The organism is Blautia sp. HCN-1074 (genome assembly GCF_037890165.1).
Lineage (GTDB): Bacteria > Bacillota > Clostridia > Lachnospirales > Lachnospiraceae > Blautia_A.
The window spans coordinates 18944-44226 of record NZ_JBBKBP010000001.1 but is presented as its reverse complement, the minus strand read 5'-3'; the positions used below and the strand labels follow the sequence as shown (position 1 = coordinate 44226).

Genomic DNA, 25283 nt, shown 5'->3' with positions numbered 1-25283 from the left:
TTCAGACATCAAGATGTATAATCCACACGGAATGGAAAGGAGCGGTAAATATATGAAATATGAAATTAAAGGTGATACACTCCCAGTTGTAATCTGCTATCTGGACAATGGTGAAAAGGTTGTGACAGAGGGCGGCGGAATGTCCTGGATGTCACCAAATATGAAGATGGAGACAACCTCCAATGGCGGAATCGGAAAGATGTTTGGGCGTATGTTCTCCGGGGAAAAAATGTTCCAGAATATCTATACAGCAGTCGGTGGAAATGGAATGATCGCATTTGCATCCTGTTTCCCAGGATCTATCCGTGCGTTTGATATCACACCGGGAAATGAGATCATCGCACAGAAATCAGCTTTTCTTGCCAGCGAAGCCAGCGTAGGCTGTTCTGTACATTTCAGTAAAAAATTCAGTGCAGGTCTTTTTGGTGGTGAGGGATTTATCATGCAGAAATTTTCCGGAAACGGAACACTGTTTGCCGAGTTTGATGGACATGTTGTAGAATATGAATTAAAAGAAGGTCAGAAGATCGTAGTTGATACCGGACATCTTGCCGCAATGAGTGCCAGCTGTAAGATGGAAATCGTGACAGTTCCGGGAGTAAAGAATATGCTTTTCGGTGGAGAAGGGGTATTTAATACAGAAATTACAGGTCCTGGTCATATATGGCTTCAGACCATGCCAATCAGTAATGTGGCAGGAGTTCTCAGACAGTATATGCCGTCGAGTAATAACTAAAAAACAAAAAACATTAGTGTGCCGACAAGTTGATTCTTGAAACAATCTTGCAGATGAAGAAATAAAAGTAAAACCTCCGAATATTCAGAGAAAAAATCTGAATATTCGGAGGTTTTTATATTGTGATGTCAGAGTCAAAAGACTCTGAGCTTCTGGATTCACAGTTTTATAGTTATTATGCAGTATGATCAACAGAAGTCACAGGTGGTAAAGTAGCGCATACAGTATTATCCTGGGAAAAGGTTTTCATGATGCCTGAGATTGTCTTATGCAGATATGGACGATATTCTGTCATGGATACTGGCTGCTGATACAGAATACAACTATAACAGGTAGACCCTACCAGTTCAATAATTGTAAATAGAAGCAACTCCGGATTCTTATAATGAAGCCCATTCTGAGCCAGCATATCCAGATATGACTGATAGAAATTGTATTCGTCATCCGGCATCTTCTCTTCAAAAGCACCCTTAAATACACCCCAGGCAAGATTCTTCGAAATAAAAAGCAGAAGAGTGCGGTCCTGATCAAGTGCTGTCAGGATAAAATCTACAATAAAATGTACCTGCTCGTCAAATTGTGTGATATGCGCATCCTGCAATGCTTCATGTGCGCGGAAAAACAGTTCTCCTGTTTTATGGGAAACGAGCTTATTGCGAATATCATATTTATCTTTAAAATAGAGATAAAAAGTACCCTTGGCTACACCTGCCTGATTTACGATATCTGAAATCGTAGTCTTTGTGAGTCCCTTTGTAGTAAATAACTCAAAAGCGGTGTTAAACAGAGCATCCTTTTTCTTCTTTTTATTTAGCTCCAGTTTTCCCATTACAGTTTTTCCTTCTTTCTTCAAAGAGTTCATACTTTTATTTTAAACAAAAATGACTAAAAGTCAATATTGGATTTTGGATAATGAAAGCAAAAAAATGATAGAACCATAATCGGGCAACAGAAAGAAAAATACTGTCTATTTATTTGTTGAAAAAATTTAGACAAATTGTGAAAAATGATTATTGACTACCAGTCATTTTTAGTATATAACATTCCATGAAATAAAAAATGACTGTTGGTCATAGAATGATTAAACAGTATCAATAAGAAATAAAAAGGAAAAGGAGAATAAAATGATTAAGGTAGGAAAGTGGATTGCAAAACACAAAATACTGATCATTATCATCGGGATTATCTTACTGATTCCGGCATATCTCGGTATGGCTGCAACCAAAATCAATTACGATGTATTAAGTTATCTGCCAGACACCCTTGAGACCGTTGAGGGACAGGATATCATGGTAGACCAGTTTGGAATGGGAGCGTTCTCCATGATAGTTGTGGAGGACATGGAGCTTAAGGACGTAGCTGCTTTAAAAGAAAAGGTTGAAGCAGTTGATCATGTCAAGAAAGTATTATGGTATGACAGTGTTCTGGATGTTTCCGTTCCTGTTGAAATGCTTCCGAAAGATTTAAGAGAGGCATTCTTTAATGGAAATGCGACAATGATGATTGCATTGTTTGACAATACAACATCATCTGAAACTTCCATGGATGCTGTAACAGAGATCCGTAAGATTACTTCAAAGGATTGTTTCGTCAGTGGAATGACAGGTATTGTTACTGATATCAAACAGATCGCACTGAAAGAAATGCCAATCTATGTTGTGATTGCATCCTGTCTTTCTCTGGTAGTCCTGCTTCTTGCAATGGATTCCCTGGTTGTGCCGGTGCTTTTCCTGCTTTGCATAGGTGTAGCAGTTTTATATAACCTCGGAAGTAATATTTTCCTGGGCCAGATTTCCTATATCACACAGGCTCTGACAGCGGTTCTTCAGTTAGGCGTTACAATGGACTATTCTATTTTCCTGCTGAACAGTTATGAGGAAAATAAGAAACGATTTGAAGGGGATAAAGAGAGAGCGATGGCGCATGCCATCAATGCAACTTTCAAATCTGTAATCGGAAGTTCCATTACCACAGTGGCCGGATTTATTGCACTTTGTTTTATGACTTTCTCACTTGGACGAGATATGGGTATCGTTATGGCAAAAGGTGTTGTGATCGGTGTTTTCTGTTGCGTAACATTGCTTCCGGCATTAGTACTCACTTTTGATAAAGCAATTGAGAAGACAACACATAAGCCATTACTTCCAAGCTTCGATAAAGCATCTGCATTTATCACAAAGCATTATAAAATATGGCTGATCATTTTCCTGGTAATGCTCTTCCCGGCAATCCATGGAAATAATAATTTAAAGAACTACTATAACATTGATAAGTCACTTCCGGCTACTCTGGACAGTAACGTGGCGAATGCAAAGCTTCAGGAAACTTTTGACATGAACAATGTTCATATGGTCTTATTAAAGAAAGGACTTACATCAAAAGAAAAAACAGAAATGCTCAACCAGATCAAAGATGTTGACGGAGTAAAATGGGCCCTTGGAATGGATTCCTTCGTAGGTGCTGCATTCCCGGATACCATGATTCCGAGTGATTTGAAGAAGATGCTCGAGAGTGATGAATATGAGATGGAGTTCATCTGTTCCCAGTATAAGACAGCGACAGACGAGGTAAATAATCAGATTGATGAGATTCAGAAGATTGTAAAGAGCTACAGTCCGGAATCTATGGTAATCGGTGAGGCACCTCTGACAAAAGACCTGCAGGATGTTACAGATGTAGACTTAAAGACAGTAAATACAATCTCAATCCTGGCAATCTTTATCATTATTATGGTTGTGTTTAAATCTATTTCACTTCCATTTATCCTGGTTGCAGTTATTGAATTTGCAATTTTCGTCAATATGTCTGTTCCATATTATCAGGGAAAAGAAGTTGTATTCGTAGCAAGTATCGTTATCGGATGTATCCAGCTGGGCGCAACCGTTGACTATGCGATCCTGATGACCAGCAGGTATCAGAAAGAACGTGGACTTGGAAAGAATAAAAAAGAAGCGATTGCCATTGCGCATAAGACATCCATGAAGTCAATCGTAATCAGTGGATGCAGTTTCTTTGCAGCGACCTTTGGCGTTGGTCTTTATACACAGGTCGATATGATCGGAAGTATCACAAACCTGCTTTCACGAGGAGCGGTTATCAGTACACTGGTTGTATTGTTGATCCTGCCGGCAATGTTTATGATATTTGATCCACTCATCTGCCACACATCTATTGGATTTGCCAAGAAGAAAAACGCAGAAGAGAAGAAATAAAAGATTAAAAGAGAAATAAAAAGAAATTTATTGTAAAGAGACAGAATAAAAAAGGAGTAGTCTATTATGAACAGAAACAGAAAGAAAGCAGCTGCAGCAACACTTGCAGCAGGTATGGCTGTAGTTCTCGGAGCAGGTACAGTAATGGCAGCAGCACAGACAGGTGATAACAGCGTTCAGAAGGAAGAAACCGTTTATGTAAATACAACTGCAGATGGAGAAGTAACAGATGTTACCGTATCCGACTGGCTGAAAAACTCAGGAGACAGTTCAGATTCTGAGATCAAGGATACTTCTGATCTGGAAGATATCAAGAATGTAAAAGGTGATGAGACATTTACCCAGAGCGGAAATGATCTGACATGGAGTGCTGAAGGAAAAGATATTTACTATCAGGGTAAAACAGATAAAGAACTTCCGGTTTCCGTAGGAATCAAGTATTACCTGGACGGTACAGAAGTTTCACCGGATGATCTGGCAGGAAAGACCGGACATCTTAAAATGGAGGTTACCTATACAAACACTTCCAAAACAACCAAGAAAGTGAATGGTAAGAACACAGAGATTTATTCCCCGTTTGTTATGGTAACAGGAATGATTCTTTCTACAGATAATTTCTCTAACGTAACAGTAGATAATGGTAAAGTTATTTCTGATGGAAGCAGAAATGTTGTAGTTGGATTTGGTATGCCGGGAATGAAAGACAGTCTGGATATGTCTTCAGATATTGCTGATGAAGTGGATATTCCGGAAGGGTTTACAATGGAAGCAGATGTCACAGACTGCGAGATGAGTTCTGCATTTACCGTAGCATTAACTGATATCTTTAAAGATATCGATTTTGACAATATAGACGGACTTGATGATCTGAAAGACTCCATGAAAGATTTGACAGATGCTGCGGTAAAACTGGTAGATGGAACAAAAGATCTTTATGACGGAACAAATACATTAAATGATAAATACAAAGAATTCTATGATGGAATCGGAACATTAAAATCCGGTGTCAGTGATCTTAATGATGGTGCGAAGGAACTGGATGACGGAGCACAGCAGTTAAGCAGCGGAGCACAGACATTAAACACAGGAGCACAGTCTTTAAGCAGCGGTGTTTCTTCCTACACGTCTGGTGCAGATACACTTTCAGCCGGAATCAAACAGTATACCGCAGGTGTGGATACACTGGACAGTAAGATGGCAGAATATGAGGCAGGAATGAAGTCTCTTTCTGATGGCGTAAATGCCTATGTTTCCGGTGGTAACCAGCTTGCAAGTGGCGTGCAGAACTATGTAAACGGAACCAGCACTCTGACAGACGGAATGCAGCAGTACATTGCGGGAGTTAACCAGCTTGCAGGTGGCGTGAGCCAGTATGCAGGTGGAATTAAGAGTCTGGTAGATGGAATCGGACAGATCGTACCGGGAATTGATACTGCAGTTACCGGAATTCAGACAGCAGTAGATAAAATGACTGCTCTTTCTTCCCAGATTGATGCAGACCAGATTGCTAATTTCAGCAAAAACATAACTGATTATACAACAGGAGTTTCTACTTATACTTCTAAAGTACAAGAATATGTTGGAAGTGTAGAACAGCTTGCAGCAGGTCTGGATCAGCTTGAAACTGCACTTAAGAGTATGGGAACTTCTGCAGCTTCAGAGGTACAGGCAAGTGCACAGGCAATGTCCGGTCAGTTAAGTGACAGTGCAGATACAATGAACAGCCAGGCAGATGCGATTGAATCCTGGATCAGTGATTCTTCAGAAGCTTCAGTAGATGCTTCTTCAGTAGAGGCAGGAGTTGCAGCTGTCAGCAGCCAGCTGGAAGCGGCAGAATCTGCTTTATATAATATTGATTACAGCAACATGGATGATGAGACAGCAGCCGCAGTAGAGGCAGCTGTTGACGGTGCGTTAGGTTCTATCCAGGCAGCAGCAGACAGCGCATCCAATATTGAAACATCCACGATCACAGCTTCCGCACCTGACACATCAGCGCTGCAGGCAGCAGCAGACAGCTTAAGAGCATCTGCTGACAGCGCGGCTTCCGCAGCAGATACACAGGAAGCAGCAGTAAACAGTGGCGTTGAACAGCTTCAGCAGCAGCTACAGGCATTAAGCCAGGGAATGCAGACAGTGACAGCAACTGTAGAGCAGTTGAATGCAGGTGCAAAACAGCTTACTGCAAATGATGGCACACTGACAGCTTCCGGAAGTCAGCTTTCTGAACTTGGAACACAGATTGCTAACGGCGTAAATGGTATGAGTACATTGTTTGATGGCCTTGGACAGCAGATGCCTGCAATGTTACAGGGAATTGAACAGCTTAAGAGCGGATCTGAACAGCTTACAACAGCAAATAAATCCCTTCAGAGTGGATATGAGAGTCTTGCAAAAGCAAGTACTGAGCAGATGATCTCCGGTGCAGATACACTTCTGAGTTCCGGAAAGACTTTGACAGATGGTATCACACAGCTTCAGGGTAAGAATAATGCAAACGCACAGGCGCTGTTAAAAGGTGCAAAAACACTTAAGAGCGCAAGAAAGAGCCTGACAAGTGGTATGTCACAGATCAGTTCAGCAACAGGTCAGCTTACAAGTGGTGTGGAAACCCTTGCATCCAACAGTGGTGCTTTGTATAGCGGCGCAGATCAGCTTTCTTCTAACAGTTCTACATTAAACAGCGGGGCATCTCAGCTCGCAACAGGAGCACAGACTCTTGCAACAGGAGCACAGACTCTTGCATCCGGAACAGGAAGCCTTGTTTCAGGAACACAGACACTGCTTGATGGAACAAATGAACTGTCAGACGGAAGTGACCAGCTTAAAGATGGTATCAAAGAACTCAACGATGGGGCAAAAGATTTAAATGATGGTCAGAAGAAGTTCTACAAAGAAGGTATCAAGAAACTGGATGATGCAGTAAATGGAGACCTTCAGGATATCCTTGACAGATTTGAGGCAATTCAGTCTGATGATGTAATGTACACAACATTTACAGATAGATCCAGTGATATGGATGGAAATGTTAAATTTATCTTTGAATCCGATCCGATTGAGATTGATGATGAGAAATAATGGGGAAATATCTGTTACTGTTCACTGGTAATATCCCGCGAGGTGTTTTTTGTGAGCGAAGGTCACAGAAAACCCGAGACATACCGCGCGAATTTATGCGATTAGCATAAATTCTGTGCATCGCGAAGCGTGTTGCTGGGAACGGAGTGAACAGTAACAAATATCTTGAAAAATGGGGCAGAGGCATAATGCATCTGCCCCATTGCTTATACAGAAAGTTTCTGTTATAATGAAGTACGATTTAGGGGTGATTCCCTATTACAGGAAACAAAAACAGAAAGCGGCAGGTGATTAAATGTCAAATACAAAATCACAGAAGCAGTCTTATACGTCTTCATCAGGAAGAAGCAATACGCAGCGAAAGGCGAAAGCAGATTATTATGATTACAGTCTTGTTGCGGTTATTGTCTTACTGACCTGTTTTGGGCTTATCATGCTATATAGTACAAGCTCCTATACGGCAGAAATAAATTATGGAGATGATATGTTCTTCTTCAAAAAACAGGCCATGATCAGTGTTGCGTGTATTATTATGGCACTTGTTATTTCCAGAATCAATTATCGCATACTTAATCGTTTTGCAGCTGCTTTATATGTAGCAGCATTAGTATTAATGGCATTGGTTAAGACACCTTTGGGACAGTCCTCACATGGTGCGCAGAGATGGTTGAATCTTGGACCGATTCAGTTTCAGCCGGCAGAGATTGCAAAGATTGCGGTTATTGTCTGTCTTCCGTATATGATTGTTCACATGGGAAAGAAAGTACGTACTTTAAAGGGATGTATGGTTCTTGCCGGTGTAGGAGGTCTTCTGGCATTTGCTGCATATTTATTTACAGATAACCTGAGTACGGCGATCATTATTTTCTGTATTACCGCAGGATTGATCTTTGTAGCACATCCGGATATGAAGATTTTTGTGATTATCGCGGCTGTCGGTATCACATTAATTGTGGTGGGAGTGCTGATTTTAAATGCGACTGCAAGTGTAGATGGAAGCGGAAGTTTCCGTCTGAGACGAATCATGGTGTGGCTACATCCGGAAGAATATGCGGATACATGGGGATATCAGACGATTCAGGCATTATATGCGATTGGTTCAGGTGGTTTTTTTGGCAGAGGACTTGGAAATAGTATTCAGAAACTTGGAAGTGTACCTGAGGCACAGAATGATATGATTTTTTCTATTATCTGTGAAGAACTTGGGATTTTCGGTGGACTGATCGTTCTGATGCTGTATGCGTATCTGCTTTATCGATTATTCTTTATTGCACAGAATGCGCCGGATTTATTTGGATCACTGATGGTCAGCGGAATCTTTATTCATATAGCACTGCAGGTAATTCTGAATATAGCAGTTGTTGTCAATCTGATGCCAAATACAGGTGTTACATTGCCATTTATCAGTTACGGAGGTACGTCGATACTGTTCCTTATGGCGGAGATGGGTCTTGCGCTGAGTGTGGCAAGGCAGATTAAATTTGAGAGCTAATAATATGTATGGTATGTATTCTGACGATAACGATAGTTACAGAATATCGTTTTAAGCATACGTTACTGAGCACGTAGTGAACAGTAACACCTACTGTTTTCTATGTGCTCAATAATATAAAATAGTGCTTGACAAACAAAAGAGAAGAATATATACTTTGAACATCAAAGTAATTGATGCAGCTGAAACCAAAGTTGTTATATGACAATGATATGGTTAGAAGTAGAGAAGAAAGCGGTTGACCGCTTAAATGAAAGAATGAAGAAACAAGTAATAACCGGAGGCAGAAAATAGGATATTCCGGGCTTGGATTAAAGGAGAAAAGAACTATGTTAGAAAAAATGAGTGAAATGATCGCAGAACAGTTAAATTGTGATGCAGCAGAGATTACTGCTGAGACATCTTTTAAGGATGACCTTGGAGCAGATTCCCTTGATTTGTTTGAACTGGTTATGGCTCTGGAAGATGAATACAATATCGAGATTCCGGCTGAAGACCTTACAGACTTAACAACAGTTGGTGCTGTTATGGATTACCTTAAAGGTAAAGGCGTAGAAGCTTAATTACAGTGATTTATGAATCGTTCCTTGGAGTCAGAAATGACTCCGGGGATAATTTTTTGATATTATAATTTGAATATCAAAATATTTTAAATCAAAATAATTTGAAATAATAAACATACTAAAGAGAATTTATACTGGTTTAAACAAATCAAGTAACGAAAAGGAATACTTTTATCCACTTGACTATTGAGTAGAAATGAAGAAAGGAAAATGATATGTCCAAAATTGCATTTGTATTTCCAGGACAGGGCGCACAGTACACAGGAATGGCAAAAGATTTTTATGAAAAATTTCCTGTAAGCCGTGAAGTATTTGAAAAAGCTTCGAAAGTCTCGGGGTTGGATATAAAGACGTTGTGCTTTGAGGAAAATAAGAATTTAAATATTACAGAATATACACAGATTGCAATGCTGACAGCAGAAATCGCAATCTTAAGAGCTGTAGAGGAAGCGGGAATCCACTCTCAGGTAAATGCAGGACTAAGCCTTGGAGAATATGGTGCGCTTGCAGCCTCTGGAGTAATGAGAGAAGAGGATGCATTTGCCATAGTAAGAAAAAGAGGAATCCTGATGCAGGAGGCATATCCGACAGGCGGTGCGATGTCAGCAATTCTTGGAACAGATGCAGAACTGATTGAGAAGATTTGCGAAGAGACACCGGGAATCGTATCCATTGCCAACTATAACTGCCCTGGACAGATTGTGATCACAGGAGAGGAAAAGGCGGTTTTGACAGCGGGAGAAGCATTAAAAGCAGCCGGCGCAAGACGTGTGATTCCGCTTAAGGTCAGTGGACCGTTTCACTGCGAGCTTCTTAAGGAAGCAGGTAAAAAGCTTGGAGAAGAACTGGAGAAAATAGAAATCCAGACTTTCGCAATTCCGTATGTGACAAACGTGACTGCACAATATGTTACAGAATCAGACCATGTAAAGAATTTGCTGGTAAAACAGGTTTCTTCTTCTGTCCGCTGGCAGCAATGCGTGGAGCAGATGATAAATGATGGTGTAGATACGTTTATTGAGATTGGACCGGGAAAAACTCTGACAGGCTTCCTCAAGAAGATTAACAGGAATGTGAAAGCATTACACATAGAGAAAATAGAAGACTTGGAAGCAGTAAGAAAGGAGTGCCTGTAAATGCTGGAGAATAAAGTTGCACTTGTCACAGGTGCGGGACGTGGAATCGGACGTGCGATTGCAATTGCCCTTGCGAAAGAAGGTGCAGAGGTAGTCGTTAATTATAACGGTTCTGAAGAAAGAGCAAAAGAAGTAAAACAGACAATCGAAGAAAATGGCGGAAAAGCTTCTATATATAAATGTAACGTCAGTGATTTTGAGGCATGTGAAGCAATGATCAAAGACATTGTGAAAGAGCATGGACGTCTGGATATTCTGGTTAATAATGCAGGAATTACGAAAGACGGATTGATCATGAAAATGAAGGAAGAGGATTTTGATTCTGTATTGAATGTGAATCTGAAAGGTACATTTAATACAATTCGTCACAGTGCCCGTCAGATGTTGAGACAAAAGAGTGGAAAAATTATTAATATTTCTTCAGTTTCCGGAATTCTTGGAAATGCAGGACAGGCAAATTACGCAGCGTCTAAAGCAGGTGTGATCGGTCTGACAAAGACAATGGCAAGAGAACTCGGAAGCCGTGGTATCACAGTAAATGCAATCGCACCGGGATTTGTGGATACAGAGATGACAGGCGTTCTTTCAGAAGAAATCAGGGAAAATGCCTGCAGACAGATTATCCTGGGACGATTTGGAAAACCGGAAGATATCGCGAATGTGGCGGTATTTCTGGCATCAGACAAAGCTGATTATATCACAGGACAGGTCATCAGTGTGGATGGTGGAATGAATGTATAAGTTTTCCCAGAGATATAAAATCGGGAAATACGATGAACTGTAAAGTGAGAATAAGATATTGACAGATAACTAAGACCAAACCCAGGAAACAGGGAGAAAGGGGAATAATCCATTATCCTCAAAGAGGATAAACAGAGATTATATGTAATAAAATGAGAAGAGTTGTAATCACAGGAATGGGAGCAATCACTCCGGTAGGATTGAGTGTAGAAGAATTCTGGAACAGCGTGAAAGAAGGCAAAACAAATTTTGCGGAAGTTACACGTTTTGATTCAAGTAAATACAGAGCACATATGGCAGCAGAAATCAATAACTTCAATGCAAAAGATTATATGGATTTTAAATCGGCAAAGCGTATGGAGCTTTTCAGCCAGTATGCAGTAGCTGCGGCAAAAGAGGCAATTGAGCAGTCCGGACTGGATATGACGAAAGAAGATCCATTTCGCGTTGGATGCAGCGTTGGAAGTGGTATCGGAAGCATGCAGGTTGTTGAGAAATCCTGCGAAATTCTTAACACGAAAGGACCAGGCAGACTGAATCCACTGATGATTCCGCTTCTGATTTCCAACATGGCATCCGGAAATGTCTCCATTCAGTTTGGGCTTCGCGGAAAAAACATCAATGTTGTGACTGCCTGCGCGACAGGAACCCACAGTATCGGTGAAGCATATCGTACCATCCAGTGTTCTGATGCAGATGTTATGGTTGCAGGCGGAACAGAAGCTGCCATTACACCAACAGGATTTGGTGGTTTCGCGGCGCTTACTGCGCTGACATCTTCCACAGATCCTAAAAGATGTTCTATTCCGTTTGATAAAGAAAGAAGCGGCTTTGTCATGGGCGAGGGTGCCGGTGTCGTTGTTCTCGAAGAACTGGAGCACGCAAAAGCACGCGGTGCGAAGATTCTTGGTGAAGTTGTAGGATACGGTGCAACAGGTGATGCATTTCATATCACGTCTCCGGCAGAGGACGGTTCCGGAGCTGCCAAAGCTATGGAACTTGCCGTAAAAGAAGCTGGAATTTCCACAGATGACGTATGGTATGTAAACGCTCATGGCACAAGCACACATCATAATGATTTATTTGAGACAATCGCTATTAAGAAAACATTCGGTGAACATGCAAAAGAAATGAAAGTAAATTCTACGAAATCTATTACAGGACACCTTCTCGGAGCAGCCGGTGCTGTAGAAGTGATCACCTGCGTAAAAGAACTTCAGGAAGGTCTGATTCATCAGACAGTTGGTTATCAGGTGCCAGATGAGGAATGTGACCTGGATTATGTAGGAGATGGCCCGGTTAAGATGGACATTAAATATGCATTATCCAACTCTCTTGGATTTGGTGGACATAATGCTTCCTTACTTATTAAGAAATACGAGGACTAAGTAGATGGAATTATCAAATATACTGGAACTCATTCATGCAGTCAGCGATTCTAATCTGACAGAATTTAATTTGCAGGATGGAAACTTAAATATTTCCATGTCAACAGAGAAGACAATCGTACAGCAGGTAGCCGCAAGCGCAGATACAGCATCCTTTGCGGCTGGTTATCAGCCAACAGTACAGCCGACTTTACAGGCTGCCGCACAGAATCAGAAAGACACAGACAGAGCAGATGATACACAAAAACTCACTGGAAATATAGTGAAATCTCCACTTGTGGGAACCTACTATGCAGCTTCCTCACCGGACAGTGCCCCATTTGTAAAAGTGGGAGATAAAGTAAGTAAAGGGCAGGTCTTGGGTATCGTTGAGGCAATGAAGCTGATGAATGAAATAGAAGCAGAATTTGACGGAACAGTTAAAGAAATTCTGGTAGAAAATGAGCAAATGGTAGAGTTCGGACAGCCCATGTTTGTGATAGAATAATGTACTCTCGGAATCTTTTTGTACTTGATTTTATGAGAAGATTTTTTGTCAGATGTGCCCGGATTTTTGAGGCGTACGTTGATAAAATTCGGGTGCATCTGGCGAAAAATCAGCCATAAAAGCAAGTGCAATAAAGACTCCGAGAGTACATAATAAAGGAAAGGAGGTATTGCTGCTGTATCAGGAGTAAACAGCAGCAGATAAAGCTCATGAAATTAACAACAAAAGAAATTATGGAAATTATTCCACACAGACATCCGTTCCTTTTAATTGATACGATTGAAGAACTGGTGCCGGGAGTGAAAGCAACAGGAAAGAAATGCGTAACTTATAATGAGCCATATTTTGCAGGTCATTTTCCGCAGGAACCGGTAATGCCGGGAGTACTGATCATTGAGGCACTTGCCCAGACAGGAGCAGTTGCAATCTTAAGCAAACCGGAAAATAAAGGAAAAATCGCATACTTTGCATCTATCAATAATGCGAAATTTAAAAATAAAGTAGTACCCGGAGATACTCTGACTCTGGAAGTAGAGATTATCAAAGAAAAAGGTCCTATGGGAGTCGGCAGAGCAAAAGCCACCAATCAGGACGGCAAGGTAGCAGTAATCGCAGAATTGACCTTTGCAGTAGGAGCATAAAAATGTTTGGAAAAATTTTGATCGCCAATCGTGGAGAGATTGCAGTGCGGATCATCCGCGCCTGTCGTGAAATGGGAATCCGTACGGTTGCTGTTTATTCGGAGGCGGATAAAGATGCCTTACATACTCAGCTTGCAGATGAAGCAGTCTGCATTGGTAAAGCGGCGTCTACAGACAGCTATCTGAATATGGAACGGATTTTAAGTGCTACGATTGCCACAAAGGCAGAAGCGATTCATCCGGGATTTGGTTTTCTGTCAGAGAACAGCCGCTTTGTAGAAATGTGTGAGAAATGTAACGTAGCATTCATTGGTCCGTCCGCAGAAGTAATTTCCAGAATGGGAAATAAATCTGAAGCAAAAAACACCATGCGAAAAGCCAAAGTTCCGGTAGTTCCGGGAACAAAAGAGCCGGTTTATACAGTCGCACAGGCACAGGAAGCTGTAAAGGAGATAGGCTTTCCGGTCATGATCAAGGCATCCGCAGGTGGTGGCGGAAAAGGAATGCGAGTGGCAAGAGACGAAAAGGAATTTGGCAAATTATTTGAGACAGCGCAGCAGGAATCGATACATTCTTTCTCTGATAATACGATGTATCTGGAACGATTTGTGGAGAATCCAAGACACGTAGAGGTACAGATTCTTGCCGATAAATACGGAAATGTGATCCATCTTGGAGAACGTGACTGTTCTGTACAACGCCGCCATCAGAAGATGATCGAAGAATCACCGTGTATTGCAATTTCAGATAAACTTCGAAAAAAAATGGGTGAGACAGCCGTTCTTGCCGCAAAAGCCGCAGGCTATGAAAGTGCCGGGACAATCGAATTTCTTTTGGACCAGTCCGGAGAATTCTACTTCATGGAAATGAATACCAGAATCCAGGTAGAACATCCAGTGACAGAATTTGTATCAGGCGTGGATCTGATTAAAGAACAAATCCGTATTGCAGCAGGAGAACCATTAAGTATCAGGCAGAAAGACATAGAAATTCGCGGACATGCCATGGAATGCAGGATTAATGCAGAAGATCCTGCGAGACATTTCATGCCATGCCCGGGTAAGATCACAGGATTACATCTGCCTGGAGGAAATGGGATACGTGTAGACACCGCAGTATACAATGACTATGCAATTCCACCATACTACGATTCCATGATTGCGAAGATCATCGTCTATGACAAAGACCGTCACAATGCTATCCGCAAAATGATCAGTGCACTGGGAGAAGTTGCAATAGAAGGGGTAAAGACGAACGTAGATTTTCTATATGAACTCCTCAACCAGCCGGATTTCCAGGAAGGAAATATCACCACAGATTTCATACCACAGCATTATCCGGATTTGTGATAAAGATTTTATAGAGAAATTACGGCGCTAAAGCGACCCGCCGTAGGCAGAATTGATTTGAGAAAAGAAGAGAAACGGGTTACATAAAGGAGCAGGATCAATGGCAGACTTAAAAAGATTTTTTAAAAAAACAATTTCAGAAGAACGACATAAACAGGCCGCATCTGTTTCCGTACCGGAAGGGTTATGGATTAAATGTCCGAAATGCGGAGAAATGGTTTATAAAGAAGACGTAATATCCAATGCCTATGCGTGCCCGAAGTGCGGAGGATATTTTAGAATCAGCGCAAAACGCCGCATTAAGATGATCGCAGACGAGGGAAGCTTTAAAGAATGGTTTAAGGGAATTGAAAATAACAATCCCCTGGACTACCCGGACTACCCACAGAAAATAGAAAACCTGAAAGAAAAAACCAGACTGGATGAAGCAATCTTAATCGGGGAAGCCACCATCGGAGGGATCCGGACAGTAATCGGCGCCATGGATACCAGATTTCTGATGGCATCCATGGGCTATGTAGTCGGAGAAAAAATAACCCGCACATTCGAAGAAGCAACAAGACAGAAACTTCCGGTCATTCTTTTCTGCTGCTCCGGCGGCGCCAGAATGCAGGAAGGAATCATCTCCCTGATGCAGATGGCAAAGACATCCGCAGCCATTAAACGCCATTCAAAAGCAGGACTTCTTTACACCTCTGTACTGACAGATCCAACAACCGGAGGCGTCACAGCAAGCTTCGCCATGCTTGGAGACATCATCCTGGCAGAACCTGGCTCATTGATCGGATTTGCAGGTCCAAGAGTCATCGAACAGACCATAGGTCAGAAACTGCCAGAAGGCTTCCAACGCCCGGAATTTCTTCTGGACCACGGCTTTCTGGATGGAATCGCAGAACGTGGATCCATGAAAGAGGTACTGTCTTTGGTATTAAAAATGCACAGCACCAGAGAACAATACAAAGAATTTCCTAAAGAAACTGTCGCAAGAGCAATTGATACTTTTGGAAAAAAGAAAAAACAAAAGAAACAAAAAAATTTCACTGCCTGGGACAGAGTTAAAATTGCCAGAAGTAATGACCGCCCGTCGGCCGCAGAGTATATTGATACAATCTTCGACGACTTTATGGAATTCCATGGTGACAGAGGTGTTAAAGATGATGCCGCAATCATCGGCGGAATTGCCACGCTCGACGGACAGCCGGTAACAGTAATCGGAATCCGTAAAGGCCACACTACAAAGGAAAACATCAGATGCAACTTCGGAATGCCCTCCCCGGAAGGATATAAAAAAGCTCTCCGCCTGATGAAACAAGCCGAGAAATTTGGCCGGGCAGTCATCACATTCGTAGACACCCCCGGAGCATTCTGCGGACTCGAAGCCGAAGAACGAGGACAAGGAGAAGCCATTGCACGCAATCTTTTGGAAATTTCTGATCTCAAAGTGCCGGTACTCTCTATCGTAATCGGAGAAGGCGGCAGCGGTGGTGCCCTTGCATTGGCCGTAGGAAACGAAGTCTGGATGATGGAAAATGCAACCTACACCATTCTCTCCCCGGAAGGATTTGCATCCATCCTCTGGAAAGACAGCAAAAAAGCCCCCGAAGCCGCAGAAGTTATGAAAGTAACAGCAGCACACCTGAAAGAACTGGGAATCATTGAACGAATCATCCCCGAAGAACACCCCGCCAGCAAAGAAACCCTTCCGGAAATCGCAGAATACATGAAAATCCGCATGAAACAATTCCTTATAAACCAATCCGGAAAAACCGCAGAGCAGATCGCGCAGGAAAGGTATGAAAGATTTCGCAGAATGTGAGAACTAACGTTATGTTATACAGCCAGTATCCACCATGCGTCCCCTTTCTAAAACAAATTAAAAAAATTCCCATATCCTGTCTTGAAATAAAAAAGCCTCTGACGTATAATAAACCCGAAAGTAGAAAGGCGCTGCTTTTAAGCAGGGCCTTTTTTTACAGATTGACTAAAAATTCAGGAGTGAAAAGTTATGGCTAAGATAAGAACAAGATTTGCACCAAGCCCTACAGGCAGAATGCATGTTGGAAATTTAAGAACAGCATTATATGCATACCTCATTACAAAACATGAAGGCGGAGATTTTATCCTCCGTATTGAAGATACAGACCAGGAACGTTACGTAGAAGGCGCTGTAGACATTATCTACCGTACACTCGCCAAAACAGGACTGGTTCATGACGAAGGTCCGGATAAAGACAAAGGATTCGGTCCGTATGTACAGAGTGAACGTCAGGCACAGGGAATCTATCTGAAATATGCACAGCAGTTAGTAGAACAGGGAGATGCTTACTACTGCTTCTGTCAGAAAGAAGAACTGGAAGGCATGAAACGAGTTGTTGCAGGCAAAGAAATTTCTATCTATGACAAACGCTGCCTCAGACTTTCCAAAGAAGAAGTACAGCGCCGTCTGGATGCCGGAGAACCACATGTTATCCGTTTCAACATGCCGACAGAAGGAACAACAACCTTCCATGATGTAATCTATGGAGATATCACAGTAAATAACGAAGAACTTGAAGATTTGATTCTTATCAAATCTGACGGATATCCGACTTACAACTTCGCAAATGTTATTGATGACCATTTAATGGAGATCACTCACGTAGTAAGAGGTAACGAATATCTTTCCTCAGCTCCGAAATACAACCGTATTTATGAAGCATTCGGATGGGATATCCCGGTTTATGTACATTGTCCTCTGATCACAGATGAGACACATCAGAAACTTTCTAAACGTTGCGGACATTCCTCATATGAAGATCTGCTGGATCAGGGATTTGTTTCAGAAGCAATTATCAACTATGTTGCACTTCTTGGATGGAGTCCGGCTGACAACAGAGAAATCTTTACACTGGATGAACTGGTTCAGGCATTTGATTATCATCATATCAACAAATCACCGGCAGTCTTTGACGTTGCAAAACTTCGCTGGATGAATGGTGAGTATATTAAGAAAATGGATCCGGACGAATTCTATGAGAAAGCTCTTCCGTACATGAAAGAGGTTCTGAAGAAAGATTATAACTTTAAGAAGATCGCCGGAATGGTTCAGACAAGAATTGAGACATTCCCTGATATCCCGGCTCTGATCGATTTCTTTGAGGAAGTACCGGAATATGATTCTGCTATGTACTGCCACAAGAAAATGAAAACAAATGAAGAGACCTCTCTTGCAGTATTAAAAGAAGTACTCCCGGTCCTTGAAGAGCAGGAAGATTACATGAACGATCCGTTATATGAGACATTAAGCGGCTTTGTCAAAGAGCACGGTTATAAGAACGGATATGTAATGTGGCCTTTACGTACTGCTGTTTCAGGTAAGCAGATGACACCTGCCGGTGCAACAGAGATTATGGAGATCATCGGTAAAGATGAGACGATCAAACGAGTAAAGGCGGCTATTGAGAAATTAAGCAAATAAATATGAAGAGAAATCCATCTCAGCTTCGGGCTATCGCTCACCTGTCGGGACCTATGATGGTTCTGGCAGGTCCCGGCTCGGGGAAAACATCCGTTATTGTGGAGAGAACTGCATACATGATCAATGAGGGGAAGATACCGGCTTCTTCTATTTTGGTTGTAACTTTTTCCAGAGCAGCGGCGACAGAGATGAAAGAACGATTTTTGAAATTCGTGGGACAAGACAGAAGTGAAGTGACTTTTGGAACATTCCACGGAATTTTTTATGGGATCTTAAAGGCGGCATATCATCTGAGTGCGGCTAATATTCTTTCTGAGGAAGAGAAATATAGTATTCTGAGGGAAATGACTGAGAAATATGGACAGGAAATGGCACAGGAAGGAGATTTTCTTGAGGAGATTGCCAAAGAAATCAGTGTTGTAAAGGGAAATTGTATTTCTCCGGAGCACTATTATGCTTCCTGCTGTTCAGATGAGATTTTCAGGGATATTTTTCGAGGATATAAGCAGACGCTGAAAGCAAAACGTAAACTGGATTTTGATGATATGATATTGTGTTGCTATGAACTTTTTTCCCAGAGACCAGATATTCTGAATGCATGGAGACGAAAGTTTGTCTATATCCTGGTGGATGAGTTTCAGGATATTAACAGCTTGCAGTATAAGATTTTGCAGATGCTGGCTGCCCCTGCCAATAATTTATTTATTGTGGGGGATGATGATCAGTCTATCTATCATTTTCGGGGAGCGAGACCGGAGATCATGCTGAATTTTACAAAGGATTATCCGAAAGCGGAGACTGTTCTTCTGGATGTAAATTACAGATGCAGTAAGAATATTTTACATACAGCGATGGAAGTGATTTCATGCAATACGAAACGATTTAAGAAGCAGCTTACTACACCGAATGAAGAAGGAATGCCAGTCACCTGCAAGGAATTTGATAATCCCAGAGAAGAGTATATGTGTGTAGTAGCGGCTTTGAAAAAGAGACTGGAGCGTGGTGAGAATCTGGAAAATACAGCGATTCTGCTCCGTACCAATCAGGAGTCAGAAGGGCTGATTAATGCACTGATGGAGTATCAGGTTCCATTTACCATGAAAGAGCAGCTGCCCAATCTTTTCCGCCACTGGATCTGCCGCAGTATTCTGGCTTATCTTGAGATGTCGGCAGGTGACAGAAGCCGGAAGAATTTTCTGGAAGTGATGAACAGGCCTAATCGATATATTTCAAGGGAAGCTTTGAAGAATACACAGATTAATTTTGAGCAGTTACGGGAATATTATAAAGATAAAGACTGGATGTGCGACAGAATTACTACATTGGAGACTCATCTTAAGATTCTTGGCACACTTTCTCCTTTTGCCGCAATTAATTTTATCCGAAAAGGAATGGGATTCGAAGAATACTTGCGCGAATATGCACAGTATCGTAAAATAAAACCAGAGGAACTGCTTGAAACTCTGGACAGGATTCATGAAAGTACAAAAGGGATGAAAAACCTTGCACAGTGGCAGGTATACATAGAGGAATATACAAAGAGACTGAATGAACAGGCGAGAAAGCAACAGGATCACAGAGAGGGAGTGACCATATCCACCCTTCATGCTGTGAAAGGCCTGGAATATGATATCGTGTATATCCTGAATGTCAATGAGGGAAGTATTCCTTACCGTAAGGCAGTTCTTGCAGAAGCAGTGGAAGAAGAACGAAGATTGTTTTATGTAGGTATGACGAGAGCAAAGAAGAAACTTGTACTTTCCTATGTGAGACACCAGTATGAGAAGGAACGGGAGCCATCTCGGTTCCTTGAGGAGACAGGCCTATGAATAAAGGAGTAATTTATTATACGAAGATACGGGAAGAATATGTGGGTGCGCATATGGAACACATGATCGCGGAGAAGCTTTTGGAGACTGCGCTCAGAAAGGAATATAATATCAATCTGAGTTATGAGCCGAGAGCGGAAGGCGAACATGGGAAGCCTTTCCTATCTTATCGTCCGTCTTTACATTATAATATCAGTCATTCGGGAGAATATGTGGTATGTATTCTGGCTGACCAGGAAGTTGGAATTGATGTACAGATTCATCGTAAGGCCAATTATGAGAGGATGCTTAAGCGCATGGTACCGGAAGATGAGTATAATGAGATTCTGGCAAGCGCGGATATGCAAGAGCGTTTTTTTGAACAGTGGGTATTACGGGAAGCTTATATTAAATGGACCGGTGAAGGGCTTTCCAGGGACTTAAGGACAATATCAATGAATGAAGGCAGCAGTATGCTCCTTGACATGGAAGATGGTTACAGTGGAGCCGTATGGGCGATGAATCCCATGGAAATCTGCTGGAAGTTTGAAGATATCATACTACTTGGGTAAGACATGAATAAACAGACGAAGAAAGAAATCCGAAGACTGGCAGTGAAGGTGCTGATGGTTGTATTTGCACTTGGACTGGCTTTCTGGGGATATGCTTTCGTATACAGAGGTAAGACAGAGCCTCCTGCAAAATATCTTGTAACGAATCAGGATGCAGCAGTGTATTCACTGCGGGGACAGATTCAGATGCTGTCACAGCAGGAGGAATTGAACAGATTTGCTTTTGATGGAAGAAAAAAAGAAAAGGAGTACGGAACTTATATCATTCCGGGGCTGAAATATACCAGAACGTTTCTGAATGCACAAGGTACGAAGCAGGCAGTATGTACATCCATGACCCCGCAGGGCCTTGCGGTAACGGATGAGTATGTACTTGTAAGTGCATACTGTCATACGGCAAAACACAATTCCGTTATATATGTGATAAATAAAGAAACTCACAGATTTATCAAAGAAGTCGTGCTGCCTGGTCTGCCTCATGTAGGGGGACTTGCATACGACCCGGATCATGATATGTTGTGGTACTCTTCAAATACGAATGGGATTGCGCAGGCAGTCAGTATTAAGATGGATGTTCTGAGAGAGTATAATTATGCAGACAACCATATGCCTGTGCAGGTAAACCAGACATGCAGTCTTTACGGAATCGTGAGAGATTCCTTTATGACCTTTTATAAGGGATGCCTGTATGTTGGCTGTTTTAACAAATATACAGAAAGTATGATTGCAAGATATGCGGTAGATGAGCAGGGAGACCTGGTGAATACTTTTGACGAGGAATTAGGCATGATGTTTGAGATGGCAGTTCCTCTGGATTATTCTACGATATCAGAGCAGGCACAGGGGATGGCTTTTTATAACGATAAATTGCTGCTGTCCCATTCTTTTGGAATTTTACCGTCTCGAATTGTTTTCTACGAGCAGTCAGATAAGAGACTGTATGTAAATGAAAATTCCGCCAGATCATACAGAATGCCTGAGATGATCGAGCAGATCGTAGTAGATGGAGATGAACTCTACGTACTTTTTGAATCAGGTGCCTATGCGTACAGAGGATATGCAGGCAATGTGGTAGACCGTGTGCTGAAACTGGATCTTACTAAAATGGAAGACTCCTATCAGGAAGAGTAATAAAAACGGTTTGTCCACATATATTATGATATGCAGGATTGCGGGAGCTGTTTACAGCGGAGCAATCTGTAGATATTGAGGTAAAGAGGTGAGACACATAGAAGCGCAGCAGATTGAAAACCTGTTTGCCGGAAATATCCGGCAGTTACTGATGGATGCGGAGCTTAACTATGATAAATTATATGAAATACGCCTGAGGGTAGGGCGTCCGTTATTTCTGACATATGACGGAGGAGAATGTTTCTTGAGAAAACCGGGCCAGGAGCAATATCTGGTAACAAGGGAGGATCTGAAAGAAACATTAGAATACGTGACAGGATATTCCCTGTATGCTTATGAAGATGAGATCAGACAGGGATATATCAGTGTTCAGGGCGGTCACAGAGTAGGAGTGACCGGTAAAGTCGTGCTGGACAGAGGCAGGATCATGGGAATGAAGTATATTTCCTGTATTAATGTCCGTCTGGCCCATGAGATCCAGGGATGCGCGGATAAAGTAATGTCTTATATCCGTACAGAGAAATGGGTTGCAAACACACTGATCATCTCACCGCCGAGATGTGGAAAGACTACCTTATTGAGAGACATCATCAGGCAGTTGAGTAACGGCTGGTCAAACACTCCTGGCCTGACTGTCGGTGTGGTGGATGAGAGAAGTGAGCTGGCAGGATGTTATCAGGGGATTCCGCAGAATGATCTGGGGATGCGCACAGATGTGCTGGATTGCTGTCCGAAATCGGAAGGAATGCAGATGCTGGTGCGTTCCATGTCACCGGATGTGGTGGCTGTGGACGAATTGGGATGTGAGGAAGATTTCAAGGCAGTTGAGTCAGTGATCCATTGTGGATGTAAGCTGATCGCAACTGCACATGGAAATTGTCTGGAAGATGTTCTGGAGCAGCCATTTTTCTATAAGCTCATGAGTGAAAAGGTATTTGAACGATATATTATTCTTGACAAAAATGATCAGGCAGGTTGTCTCGAGGCCGTGCTTGACGAAAATGGCAGGGTATGCTTAAAACAATAGGATTATGTGTGATTATGATTTCCGGCATTGGCATTGGATCAGCCAAGAGTGCTGAACTTGGAAAACGAAAGAAAATGCTGGAAATGATTTTACGGATGATCATCCTCTTAAGAGGGGAAATACGCTATGGAAATAAATCTCTGTACGATGCTTTTACAGGCGCTTCCGGTAAACTGGAAGGAAAGTACAGAGAATTTTTTATACTTACTGCACAGGAGATGAAAAAGAAAACAGGAGTGACTTTTGGCAGAATATTCAGAGAATGTGCAGGGAAATGTCTTGATCTGAGCTGCCTTTCTAAAGAGGAAAGAGAACGTTTTTATTCACTGGGAGACCGACTGGGTTATCTTGGATTGGAGATGCAGCTGAAACAGTTGGACCAGCTGGAAAAAGAAACCGAATATGCAATCAGGGAACTTGAGAAAGATTTTCATGAAAAAAGAAAATTATACCGCAGTATGGGAATTCTGGGCGGAATATTTGTAGTTGTTCTTTTCCTGTAATGGAGTCAAAAGGCAGAAGCCGGAAAGGAGAGACTGTGGAGGTAAGTCTTATTTTCAAAATCGCTGCAGTGGGAATTCTGGTTTCCATTCTCTGCCAGATTCTGAAGCACAGTGGAAGAGAAGAACAGGCATTTCTTGTGAGTCTGGCAGGGCTTTTGATGGTGCTGTTCTGGATTGTTCCGTATATTTATGAATTGTTTGAGAGTATTCAACAGTTATTTGTACTTTGATCAGGCAAGTAGTGAAAGCGGATTTCGAATACTTGATCCAATTGAAAATATTAATCTGTAATCCTATGCTTAGCATCAGAAAGGATGACGATCATGGATATTGTAAAAGTTTCGGTCATGGGAATCTGCGGAATGATGTTAGGATTTATTTTGAAAGAAACCAAACCGGAGTTTGCAGCACTTGTGACTATGACAACCGGTTTTCTGATCCTTAGTCTGGCGGCCGGAAAGGTTTCATATTTGTTTGAAACGATGAACAGACTGAAAGAAAGCTTTCCCATAGACAGCAGTTATCTGACGGTTCTGATAAAGATCATTGGTATTACATATATCGGACAGTTTTCATCAGCAATCTGTAAAGATGCTGGATATCAGACGATCGGAACACAGATAGACCTTTTTTGCAAGTTGTCAGTAATGGTATTAAGCATGCCGGTGTTGCTGGCAATCCTTGATACGATTTCGGAGTTTATGATATGATGCAAAAAGAAATACGCCTACATAAGAAAATCCTGCGCAAGAAGATACTGCGCAGGATAGCGGCAGTGATGATCATGCAGGGTATTATATTTTTTGGGAAGCAGACAGTACTCGTAAAAGCTGCTACACAGAATGAGCAGCAGGAAGAATCGACTTCTTTGGCGTTACAGGAGCAACTGCTCGATGAAATACAGATTGATGATATGCAGAAGATGCTAAACGAGATTATGGCTGACCATACATTTTCCGTCAGAGAAGCATTACTGAATTTAATAAACGGGGAAGAACCGATTTCAAAAGAGACTGTACGAAGTTTTTTGTGCAGTCTCTTTTTTTCGGAAATGAAGAATGAGAAGGAGATGATATGGAAACTGTTGCTGATCATACTGATTGCGGCGGTGCTGGCAGAGTTTGCAGATGTATTTGGAGATGGACAGGTTGGAAGTATCAGTTTTTATATTGTTTATCTTGCTCTGTTTATGATACTGATGGAGAACTTTACACGATTAGGAAATGTTCTGTCGCAACGGCTTATGGGACTGGTAAATTTTATGAAAGTATTGTCTCCGGCTTATTTTATGACAGTAACTGCTTCAACAGGGGCTGCAACGGCAGCTGTGTTTTATGAGGGTGTTCTTTTGATGGTATGGGCGATTCAGTGGCTGCTTGTAAATCTGTTTCTTCCTGTCATTAACTTGAGCGTACTTCTGAAGATGGTAAATCACCTGTCAAAAGAAGAAATGCTCAGCAAAATGGCTGAACTTCTGGATGTTGCTGTGAGCTGGGGGCTGAAAACACTTCTGGGAACTGTAGTGGGACTTCAGATTGTGAGGAACATGGTAAGTCCTGTGATCGATACGTTGAAAAGATCTGCCATAGGAAAAACTGCAAGTGCAATCCCCGGAATCGGAAATGCGGTAACTGCGGTGACAGAGCTGGTGCTGACCAGTGCGGTGATGGTTCGAAACAGTCTGGGAGTTGTGATCGTCATTTTATTACTAGTGATCGGAGCAGGCCCGGTGCTTCATTATGGGAGCCTGTCACTGATCTATCGCTTTCTGGCGGCACTTGCACAGCCTGTCTCGGATAAAAGAGTTGTGGGAGCGCTGACAACAATGGGAGAAGGCTGTGCGTTGCTTCTGAAACTTCTGATGACTGCGGAAGTACTTTGTATGCTGACTTTTTTAATTGTTATTGCAGGCGTATCCTGAAACAATCATAGCACAGCTGATTTTCCTGGCCGGCTATAGAA

At 42.0% G+C, this 25283-nt stretch carries 22 protein-coding genes; 21 read left to right on the top strand and 1 reads right to left on the bottom strand.

Annotation, left to right across the window (positions count from 1 at the left end):
• The first annotated feature begins 52 nt into the window (after positions 1-52).
• Positions 53-736 (top strand): TIGR00266 family protein, encoded by a 684-nt coding sequence (locus tag WKT11_RS00205; RefSeq protein WP_118136551.1) that lies wholly within the window; start codon positions 53-55, stop codon positions 734-736.
• 175 nt (positions 737-911) lie between these two features.
• Here the strand turns inward: WKT11_RS00205 and WKT11_RS00200 are convergent, their stop codons facing one another.
• Complete coding sequence (locus WKT11_RS00200; protein ID WP_118136549.1) at positions 912-1565, bottom strand: TetR/AcrR family transcriptional regulator; 654 nt, start codon at positions 1563-1565, stop codon at positions 912-914.
• A gap of 295 nt (positions 1566-1860) precedes the next feature.
• On the opposite strand from WKT11_RS00200, the gene WKT11_RS00195 reads away from it, so the two are divergent.
• From WKT11_RS00195 to WKT11_RS00100, 20 genes are all read left to right on the top strand, one after another.
• Positions 1861-3948 carry an efflux RND transporter permease subunit gene (locus tag WKT11_RS00195; protein ID WP_117845689.1) on the top strand — a complete coding sequence of 696 codons (2088 nt, stop codon included), beginning with the start codon at positions 1861-1863 and terminating at the stop codon, positions 3946-3948.
• Between the two features lie 66 nt (positions 3949-4014).
• Positions 4015-7026 (top strand): hypothetical protein, encoded by a 3012-nt coding sequence (locus tag WKT11_RS00190; RefSeq protein ID WP_340281532.1) that lies wholly within the window; start codon positions 4015-4017, stop codon positions 7024-7026.
• Between the two features lie 295 nt (positions 7027-7321).
• A complete protein-coding gene (locus WKT11_RS00185; protein ID WP_117677143.1) occupies positions 7322-8518 on the top strand; it encodes an FtsW/RodA/SpoVE family cell cycle protein in 1197 nt (398 codons plus the stop codon).
• Positions 8519-8847: 329 nt separating this feature from the next.
• On the top strand, positions 8848-9081 hold the full coding sequence (gene acpP, locus WKT11_RS00180) for an acyl carrier protein (RefSeq protein ID WP_117677142.1): 234 nt from the start codon (positions 8848-8850) through the stop codon (positions 9079-9081).
• Positions 9082-9296: 215 nt separating this feature from the next.
• A complete protein-coding gene (gene fabD / locus WKT11_RS00175) occupies positions 9297-10217 on the top strand; it encodes an ACP S-malonyltransferase (RefSeq protein ID WP_340281523.1) in 921 nt (306 codons plus the stop codon).
• On the top strand, positions 10218-10958 hold the full coding sequence (gene fabG, locus WKT11_RS00170; protein WP_117677140.1) for a 3-oxoacyl-[acyl-carrier-protein] reductase: 741 nt from the start codon (positions 10218-10220) through the stop codon (positions 10956-10958).
• A 152-nt stretch (positions 10959-11110) separates the two neighbouring features.
• On the top strand, positions 11111-12346 hold the full coding sequence (gene fabF, locus WKT11_RS00165; RefSeq protein ID WP_117845695.1) for a beta-ketoacyl-ACP synthase II: 1236 nt from the start codon (positions 11111-11113) through the stop codon (positions 12344-12346).
• A gap of 4 nt (positions 12347-12350) precedes the next feature.
• A complete protein-coding gene (accB, locus tag WKT11_RS00160) occupies positions 12351-12833 on the top strand; it encodes an acetyl-CoA carboxylase biotin carboxyl carrier protein (protein WP_117677138.1) in 483 nt (160 codons plus the stop codon).
• A 209-nt stretch (positions 12834-13042) separates the two neighbouring features.
• Entirely contained in the window at positions 13043-13474 is a 432-nt protein-coding gene (gene fabZ / locus WKT11_RS00155; protein ID WP_117677137.1) for a 3-hydroxyacyl-ACP dehydratase FabZ, read from the top strand.
• Between the two features lie 2 nt (positions 13475-13476).
• Entirely contained in the window at positions 13477-14823 is a 1347-nt protein-coding gene (locus tag WKT11_RS00150) for an acetyl-CoA carboxylase biotin carboxylase subunit (RefSeq protein WP_119244107.1), read from the top strand.
• A 100-nt stretch (positions 14824-14923) separates the two neighbouring features.
• Entirely contained in the window at positions 14924-16639 is a 1716-nt protein-coding gene (locus WKT11_RS00145; RefSeq protein WP_340281507.1) for an acetyl-CoA carboxylase carboxyltransferase subunit alpha, read from the top strand.
• A gap of 189 nt (positions 16640-16828) precedes the next feature.
• A complete protein-coding gene (gene gltX, locus WKT11_RS00140) occupies positions 16829-18280 on the top strand; it encodes a glutamate--tRNA ligase (protein WP_119242644.1) in 1452 nt (483 codons plus the stop codon).
• A gap of 2 nt (positions 18281-18282) precedes the next feature.
• Positions 18283-20109, top strand: a complete 1827-nt coding sequence (locus tag WKT11_RS00135; RefSeq protein WP_117677133.1) for an ATP-dependent helicase — start codon at positions 18283-18285, stop codon at positions 20107-20109.
• Positions 20106-20660, top strand: a complete 555-nt coding sequence (locus WKT11_RS00130; RefSeq protein WP_117845705.1) for a 4'-phosphopantetheinyl transferase family protein — start codon at positions 20106-20108, stop codon at positions 20658-20660. The genes WKT11_RS00135 and WKT11_RS00130 overlap by 4 nt, the downstream gene beginning before the upstream one ends.
• A 3-nt stretch (positions 20661-20663) precedes the next feature.
• The gene (locus WKT11_RS00125) at positions 20664-21791 is read left to right on the top strand and encodes a YncE family protein (protein WP_340281495.1); all 1128 of its coding nucleotides are present in this window, start codon (positions 20664-20666) and stop codon (positions 21789-21791) included.
• Positions 21792-21879: 88 nt separating this feature from the next.
• On the top strand, positions 21880-22818 hold the full coding sequence (gene spoIIIAA / locus WKT11_RS00120; RefSeq protein WP_340281491.1) for a stage III sporulation protein AA: 939 nt from the start codon (positions 21880-21882) through the stop codon (positions 22816-22818).
• The gene (locus tag WKT11_RS00115; protein ID WP_117677130.1) at positions 22803-23321 is read left to right on the top strand and encodes a stage III sporulation protein AB; all 519 of its coding nucleotides are present in this window, start codon (positions 22803-22805) and stop codon (positions 23319-23321) included. The genes spoIIIAA and WKT11_RS00115 overlap by 16 nt, the downstream gene beginning before the upstream one ends.
• A 35-nt stretch (positions 23322-23356) precedes the next feature.
• A complete protein-coding gene (gene spoIIIAC / locus WKT11_RS00110) occupies positions 23357-23551 on the top strand; it encodes a stage III sporulation protein AC (RefSeq protein WP_117677161.1) in 195 nt (64 codons plus the stop codon).
• 93 nt (positions 23552-23644) lie between these two features.
• Positions 23645-24031 (top strand): SpoIIIAC/SpoIIIAD family protein, encoded by a 387-nt coding sequence (locus tag WKT11_RS00105; RefSeq protein ID WP_340281483.1) that lies wholly within the window; start codon positions 23645-23647, stop codon positions 24029-24031.
• Positions 24028-25242, top strand: coding sequence for a stage III sporulation protein AE (locus WKT11_RS00100; protein ID WP_118590738.1), 1215 nt, complete (start codon positions 24028-24030; stop codon positions 25240-25242). Before WKT11_RS00105 ends, WKT11_RS00100 begins: the two co-directional genes overlap by 4 nt.
• The last annotated feature ends 41 nt before the right edge of the window (positions 25243-25283 follow it).

What these genes read in the sequence shown, in the direction of transcription:
- WKT11_RS00125 (WP_340281495.1), top strand. Translation starts at nt 20,664, where the DNA reads ATGAATAAACAGACGAAGAAAGAAATCCGAAGACTGGCAGTGAAGGTG.
- accB (WP_117677138.1), top strand. Translation starts at nt 12,351, where the DNA reads ATGGAATTATCAAATATACTGGAACTCATTCATGCAGTCAGCGATTCT.
- WKT11_RS00185 (WP_117677143.1), top strand. Translation starts at nt 7,322, where the DNA reads ATGTCAAATACAAAATCACAGAAGCAGTCTTATACGTCTTCATCAGGA.
- WKT11_RS00100 (WP_118590738.1), top strand. Translation starts at nt 24,028, where the DNA reads ATGATGCAAAAAGAAATACGCCTACATAAGAAAATCCTGCGCAAGAAG.
- fabZ (WP_117677137.1), top strand. Translation starts at nt 13,043, where the DNA reads ATGAAATTAACAACAAAAGAAATTATGGAAATTATTCCACACAGACAT.
- acpP (WP_117677142.1), top strand. Translation starts at nt 8,848, where the DNA reads ATGTTAGAAAAAATGAGTGAAATGATCGCAGAACAGTTAAATTGTGAT.
- WKT11_RS00115 (WP_117677130.1), top strand. Translation starts at nt 22,803, where the DNA reads ATGCTTAAAACAATAGGATTATGTGTGATTATGATTTCCGGCATTGGC.
- WKT11_RS00145 (WP_340281507.1), top strand. Translation starts at nt 14,924, where the DNA reads ATGGCAGACTTAAAAAGATTTTTTAAAAAAACAATTTCAGAAGAACGA.
- WKT11_RS00205 (WP_118136551.1), top strand. Translation starts at nt 53, where the DNA reads ATGAAATATGAAATTAAAGGTGATACACTCCCAGTTGTAATCTGCTAT.
- fabF (WP_117845695.1), top strand. Translation starts at nt 11,111, where the DNA reads ATGAGAAGAGTTGTAATCACAGGAATGGGAGCAATCACTCCGGTAGGA.
- WKT11_RS00190 (WP_340281532.1), top strand. Translation starts at nt 4,015, where the DNA reads ATGAACAGAAACAGAAAGAAAGCAGCTGCAGCAACACTTGCAGCAGGT.
- WKT11_RS00200 (WP_118136549.1), bottom strand. Translation starts at nt 1,565, where the DNA reads ATGGGAAAACTGGAGCTAAATAAAAAGAAGAAAAAGGATGCTCTGTTT.
- fabD (WP_340281523.1), top strand. Translation starts at nt 9,297, where the DNA reads ATGTCCAAAATTGCATTTGTATTTCCAGGACAGGGCGCACAGTACACA.
- WKT11_RS00135 (WP_117677133.1), top strand. Translation starts at nt 18,283, where the DNA reads ATGAAGAGAAATCCATCTCAGCTTCGGGCTATCGCTCACCTGTCGGGA.
- gltX (WP_119242644.1), top strand. Translation starts at nt 16,829, where the DNA reads ATGGCTAAGATAAGAACAAGATTTGCACCAAGCCCTACAGGCAGAATG.
- fabG (WP_117677140.1), top strand. Translation starts at nt 10,218, where the DNA reads ATGCTGGAGAATAAAGTTGCACTTGTCACAGGTGCGGGACGTGGAATC.
- WKT11_RS00130 (WP_117845705.1), top strand. Translation starts at nt 20,106, where the DNA reads ATGAATAAAGGAGTAATTTATTATACGAAGATACGGGAAGAATATGTG.
- WKT11_RS00105 (WP_340281483.1), top strand. Translation starts at nt 23,645, where the DNA reads ATGGATATTGTAAAAGTTTCGGTCATGGGAATCTGCGGAATGATGTTA.
- WKT11_RS00150 (WP_119244107.1), top strand. Translation starts at nt 13,477, where the DNA reads ATGTTTGGAAAAATTTTGATCGCCAATCGTGGAGAGATTGCAGTGCGG.
- WKT11_RS00195 (WP_117845689.1), top strand. Translation starts at nt 1,861, where the DNA reads ATGATTAAGGTAGGAAAGTGGATTGCAAAACACAAAATACTGATCATT.